This is a genomic window from Rhodococcus sp. R1101 (assembly GCF_000278445.1).
GTDB classification, from domain to species: domain Bacteria; phylum Actinomycetota; class Actinomycetes; order Mycobacteriales; family Mycobacteriaceae; genus Rhodococcus; species Rhodococcus gordoniae.
Genome location: NZ_AJVB01000227.1, coordinates 1 through 6,069, shown reverse-complemented (window position 1 = coordinate 6,069; position 6,069 = coordinate 1). Strand labels below are relative to the sequence as shown.

The window sequence follows — 6,069 nt, the reverse complement described above, 5'->3', positions numbered from 1 at the left end:
CTGATCTACATCCCGCTCTACCTGCACAAGGGGCTGACGCTCACCGCGCTGCTGTACGGAGGCTTCCTGCTTCTGTGCATCCGGGGTCTGCTCGCCTGGCGACGCTCGATGGTGGCCGAACGGGAACCGGTGGAGGTGCGCTGATGTACCGGCACGCACTCGTCATCGGAAAGTTCTATCCACCCCATGTCGGTCACCATCACCTCGTCCGCCGTGCCGCGGAGCTCGCCGAGCGCGTCACCGTCGTCGTCGTGTCCTCTGCGGCGGAGACGATTCCGCTGAGCGCACGCGTGTCGTGGATGCGGGAATCGCACGCCGGCGAGGCGACGGTCAGCGTGACGGGAATACCGTGCGACGCGCCGATGGACCTCGAATCGGACACCGTATGGACCGCGCAGGTCGCCTGCATGAAAGCAGCCGCGCGTACCGTCACCGATATTCCGGTCGACGCGGTGGTCTCGAGCGAGAAGTACGGTGACGAACTCGCTCGACGCTTCTCGGCCACTCACGTGTGCGTCGATCCGTCGCGTGTCGCCCATCCCGCATCCGGCACGGCTTGTCGCGGCGACCTCGCCGGGCACTGGGACGATCTGGACGCACCCGCCCGGGCCGGCCTCACGACCCGCATCGTCGTCCTCGGCGCCGAGTCGACGGGCACCACCACCGTCAGCCGCGAACTGGTACGCCGGTACCGGAAACGGGGAGGGGTCTGGGAACGAACCCGGTGGGTGCCGGAATACGGACGACAGGCCACCTACGACAAGCTCGGCACCGGAACTGTCGACGACATCGACTGGACCGGAGACGATTTCGAGAACATTGCCGTCGAGCAGACGCGCCTCGAGGAGGACGCGGCACGGGAAGGGTCTCCGCTGCTCGTCTGCGATACCGACGCGTTCGCGACGACCGTGTGGGAGCGACGCTATCTCGGCAGCAGCGAACGGGCCTGGCGCGGCGTCCGCAGCCGGCGAGCGTTGTATCTGCTCACCGATCACCATGGGGTTCCGTTCGTGCAGGACGGCATCCGGGACGGTGAACACATCCGAGCGGAGATGACGGAGTGGTTCGTCGACGCGCTCACGGCCACGGGCCGCTCCTGGGTGCTGCTCACCGGAAGCCTCGAGGAGCGGGTGGACCTGGCGGAACGGGTGGCGGACCGGGCATTGCTGCTGGGCTCGCAGTTCGGTGCGCCGCTGTAGAGCCAGGATTCGTCTTCCCCCTCTCACGTTATACCGGATCCTCGGCCCTCATGAGGATCGGCGATTCGGTTCATACTCGCCCACACAGCATCGAATCAGCAGGTGGGGAGCCGGAATGGGATATGTACACAATTTTCGGGAGATCGACCGAACGGCGGTGTCGATCGTCGGTGGCAAGGGAGCGAACCTCGGGGAGTTGCGGCGCATCGGCGGCGTCGACGTGCCCGACGGGTTCTGTGTGACGACGGATGCCTATCGAAAGGTGCTCTCCGATCTACCGCACGTCGACGACCTGCTCGAGCGACTCGCGAAGATCGAGCCCGGCGATATCGGAGCGGTGAGCGCGCAGATCCGCACGGAGATCGGCGAGTGCTCGATCCCGGACGACATCGCCGGGGAGATCGCCGCGCACGTTCGCGAACTCGGTGAGGAGGTGCCCGTCGCGGTGCGTTCCAGCGCGACCGCCGAAGACCTGCCGACGGCTTCCTTTGCAGGGCAACAGGACAGCTACCTGGACGTCGTCGGTGCGGCAGAGGTGCTCCGGCACCTCCGCATGTGCTGGGCGTCGCTGTTCACCGAGCGCGCCGTGACCTACCGGTTCGGCAACGGCATCGACCACCGGAAGGTACATATGGCCGTGGTCGTGCAGCGGATGGTGTTCCCGCAGGCCTCGGGTGTTCTGTTCACCGCCGATCCTGTCACCTCGGACCGCACGGTGTCCCGGGTGGATGCGGTCGCAGGACTCGGTAACGACCTGGTGTCCGGCCTGGTGAACGCCGATGCGTACGCGGTGCGTGCCGGCGAGGTCGTGGACCGGACGCAGCGCCAGGAGGCACCGGTGCTGACCGACACGCACCTCGTCGAACTCGTGCAGTTGGGCAGACGCATCGAAGCGCACTTCGGGCGTCCCCAGGACATCGAATGGTGCTTGGCCGACGACGTCTTCCACATCGTGCAGAGCCGCCCGATCACCACGCTGTTTCCCGTTCCGGAGGCCGACGACGACGAGAACCACGTGTACCTGTCCGTCGGTCACCAGCAGATGATGACCGATCCGCTGAAGCCACTGGGAATCTCCGTGTGGCAGTTGACCAGCCGTGCGCCCATGCGACACGCGGGTGGACGGCTCTTCGTCGACGTCACGGCCATGTTGGCCTCACCCACCCAGGGGCCGGGCATCGTCGGGATGATCGGCAGCTCCGACCCGCTCTTCGGCGACGCGCTGCGAACCGTGCTCGATCGAGGATTCGTCCCGACGCGCCCGGACGACCCTGCCGCCGCGCGGGTCGGTCTGCCACCCGCCCCGGACGAGATCGACCCGGCCGTCGTCCCCGAACTCGTGGCGCAGAACGAGGCCGCGATCGCCGAATCCGCGCGTCGCGTCGAGAACGAGACCGGTTCGGCGTTGCTCGATGTCATTCGCGCCGACATCCGCGATCTGCAGGAGGCGTTGTTCGGCCGGCAGGTCGGTGAGGTGATCGCGGCGGGCATGGAAGCGGCCGAGCGGCTCAACGAACTGGGGCGTGAATGGTTGGGGGAGAAGAACGTTGCGGACGTGATCTCCCGCTCGGTGCCCTACAACGTCACCTCGGAGATGGGGCTGGCGCTGCTGGACGTCGCCGATGCGGCTCGTCCGCATCCCGACGTCGTGATATTCCTCCGGCAGGTCGACGAGGAGGGCTTCGACGACGCACGTTTCCTCGACGAACTCGGCGCACACACGGGCGGACCGCAGGTACGAGCGGCGTTCGAGGACTTTCTCGGCAAGTACGGCAGGCGATGCGTCGCCGAAATCGACATCACCCGCCCGCGGTGGGCCGAACGCCCCACCATGCTGGTGCCGACGATCGTGAGCAATCTGGACAACTTCGGGCCCGGCGCGGCGAAACAGCGATTCGACGACGGTCGGCGGCAGGCCGAGGAGAAGAAGCGCGAACTCCTCGAACGCGTGCGGTCGTTGCCGGACGGAGAGCGGAAGGCCCACGAGATCGAGAGGCTCGTCCACCGTGTGCGGGCCTTCGCGGGCTATCGGGAGTACCCGAAGTACGGCATGGTCGGGCGTTACCTCCTCTACAAACAGGCCCTCCTGCGGGAGGCCGAGAATCTCGTGCACGCGGGAGTGATCGACGAGAAGGAGGACATCTTCTTCCTGCGGTTCGAGGAACTCGAGGACGTGGTCCGCGCACCACGACCGGTCGGCGACCTCGTCGCCGACCGGAAGTGGGAGTTCGCATCGTTCGGCAGGCTCTCTCCGCCGCGGGTGCTGCTGTCGACAGGGGAGACGCTCACCGGCGCGTACAGCCGCGACGGTCTCCCCGACGGGGCGCTGCCCGGTATCGCGGTGTCCACCGGTGTCGTGGAAGGACGCGCCCGCGTGGTCGCCGATATGGACCGAGCCGACCTCGAACCGGTCGACATCCTGGTGACCGCGTTCACCGACCCGAGCTGGACCCCGGCGTTCGTGACCGTGAGCGCGCTGGTGACGGAGGTCGGCGGGGTGATGACGCACGGCGCGGTGATCGCGCGCGAATACGGGTTGCCGGCCGTGGTGGGCGTGGAGGACGCCACCCGCATCATCTGCGACGGGCAACGCATCCGCGTGCACGGCACCGAAGGGTACGTCGAGATCCTGGACTGACCCCCGGCGGCGGGACGTGTGAGGATTGTCGTCGTCGCGGAGCGGAGGAGGGCGTCGGTGAAGAGCGTCGAGGCGGCCGAGAGCAGGATGTTGCCGGTCTACGAGGCCGGTGAGATCGACGTGCCGTTCGTCATCGCAGGCATGGACGAACTCGTCTCCCGAGAGACCCGCTTCGAGCTGCATTCGCACCCGACGCACGAGCTGCTGTGGAACGACCGGGGCGCGTCCAGCGCGACCATCGGGTCGCGCACATGGACCATCACCTCGGCCATGGGACTGTGGATTCCGGCGGGCCTGCTGCACTGGGGTGTCATGCCCGCCGGAACCTGGTACCGCACCGCACATTTCGGGATCGACTCCGCTCCCTCGCTGTCCGACGGTCCGGTCGCGGTGGAAATGACACCCCTGCTGCGACTGCTGCTCGACCGGCTGGCGGACGATCGTCTCGGCGACGAGTCGCGGTCGTTGACCGAGCGCATGGTGCTCGACGTGCTCACCCCCGCCGAGCACGAACTGATGGTGCAGGTGCCGTCGTCGACGGTCGTGCGACCGATCGTCGAGGCGATCGCCGAGGACCCGAGCGATCCGCGGACGCTCTCGGATTGGGCGGCCGAACTCGGGGTGAGCACCCGCACCATCACCCGTACGTTCCGGTCGGAGACCGGACTGAGTCTCGGCCGGTGGGTTGCGGCGGTCCGTGCGCAGCGAGCGGTGATGCTGCTCGGCCACGGCACGGATGTCGACGAGGTTGCCGAACAGGTGGGCTATCGATCGGCGAGCGCATTCGGGGCGGCCTTCCGCAGGGTCACTGGCACGACGCCCGGGGTGTTCCGCGTGGGCTGATGTCCCGATCGCTACAGGAGATGTCCCGATCGAGCGATTGCGCAGGATTCGGGCGAACATTACGGTTTAGGCAAACCTCGCCTAACTGCCGCCGGTAGTAAGGCCGAGCCCCCACCCCGTACGAGAGTGAGTTCTGCCTCCATGCGTTCGAAGCGCTTTCTGACGATCGCCGCCGCATCCGTCGCGGTCGCCCTCGGTCTCACCGCTTGTGGATCCTCCGACTCCTCGGACACCACCGACTCCGGCTCCACCGGTTCGGGCGAATACCCGATCACCATCGAGCACGCGCTCGGCACCGTCACCCTCGACGAGAAGCCCGAACGCGTCGCCACGGTGAACTGGGCCAACCACGAGGTGCCGCTCGCGCTCGGCGTCGTGCCCGTGGGTATGGCAGCCGCCAACTTCGGCGACGACGACGGCAACGGCATGCTCCCGTGGGTCGAAGAGCGACTCGAAGAACTCGGCGCCGAGACCCCGGTCCTGTTCGACGAGACCGACGGCATCGACTTCGAAGCCGTCTCCGACACGAACCCCGACGTCATCCTCGCCGCCTACTCCGGTCTGACGCAGGAGGACTACGAGACCCTCAGCGAGATCGCGCCGGTCGTCGCGTACCCCGAAGCGCCGTGGGCGACCTCGTGGCGCGACATGATCGAGCTCAACAGCGCCGGCCTCGGCATGGCCGAGGAAGGCGAGGAACTCGTCGCGAGCCTGGAACAGGAGATCGCCGACGCCGCTGCCGCGCACCCCGAACTCGAGGGCAAGGCCACGATGTTCCTCACCCACGTCGACACGGCCGACCTGAGCCAGGTCAGCTTCTACACCGCCAACGACACGCGAGCGGCCTTCTTCGAGGATCTCGGTCTGGCCACCCCGAAGAGCGTGGCGGATGCCTCCACCGACGACGCGTTCTCGAAGAAGGTCAGCGCCGAGCAGGTCGACGTCTTCGACGACGTGCAGATCATCGTCACCTACGGTGACCAGGCGCTCGTCGACGCGCTCGAAGCCGACCCGCTGCTGTCGCAGATGCCCGCGGTCCGCAACGGTTCGATCGTCTTCCTCGACGGTTCCGGCCCGCTCGGCACCGCCGCCAACCCCACTCCTCTGGCCATCTCCTGGGTGCTCTCCGATTACGTCGAGTTGCTCGCCGACGCAGCCGGCAAGTCGAACGCGGAGTGACCGCACCACACCGGCAGTCGACGCCGAGCGTCCACGAACGGGGGCGCTCGGCCGTCGGCAATTCCGTCTGGCTTCTGGCCCTGCTCGGGGTGCTCGTTCTGATGGTGATCGCGTCGATCACCATCGGCTCGCGCAACGTCGACTGGGCCGACATCGTCGCGGCTCTCGGAGGCGCGACCGACAACATCGGTCAGGGCGCGATCGCCAAAC

Annotated in this window: 5 protein-coding genes and 1 pseudogene; all 6 read left to right on the top strand. The window is 67.3% G+C overall.

Annotation, left to right across the window (positions count from 1 at the left end):
• Window positions 1-144: a nicotinamide mononucleotide transporter gene (locus R1101_RS31330; protein ID WP_332307007.1), complete on the top strand. Its 144-nt coding sequence runs from the start codon at window positions 1-3 to the stop codon at window positions 142-144.
• On the top strand, window positions 144-1,199 hold the full coding sequence (locus R1101_RS0114385) for an AAA family ATPase (RefSeq protein ID WP_016934107.1): 1,056 nt from the start codon (window positions 144-146) through the stop codon (window positions 1,197-1,199). Before R1101_RS31330 ends, R1101_RS0114385 begins: the two co-directional genes overlap by 1 nt.
• A 115-nt stretch (window positions 1,200-1,314) precedes the next feature.
• The gene (locus R1101_RS0114380; RefSeq protein ID WP_016934106.1) at window positions 1,315-3,837 is read left to right on the top strand and encodes a phosphoenolpyruvate synthase; all 2,523 of its coding nucleotides are present in this window, start codon (window positions 1,315-1,317) and stop codon (window positions 3,835-3,837) included.
• Window positions 3,838-3,894: 57 nt separating this feature from the next.
• On the top strand, window positions 3,895-4,680 hold the full coding sequence (locus tag R1101_RS0114375; RefSeq protein ID WP_016934105.1) for a helix-turn-helix transcriptional regulator: 786 nt from the start codon (window positions 3,895-3,897) through the stop codon (window positions 4,678-4,680).
• Between the two features lie 141 nt (window positions 4,681-4,821).
• Window positions 4,822-5,859 carry an iron-siderophore ABC transporter substrate-binding protein gene (locus tag R1101_RS0114370; protein ID WP_016934104.1) on the top strand — a complete coding sequence of 346 codons (1,038 nt, stop codon included), beginning with the start codon at window positions 4,822-4,824 and terminating at the stop codon, window positions 5,857-5,859.
• A pseudogene (locus R1101_RS26845) lies at window positions 5,856-6,069 on the top strand (iron ABC transporter permease); the annotation flags it as partial. The gene R1101_RS0114370 and the pseudogene R1101_RS26845, both read left to right, overlap by 4 nt.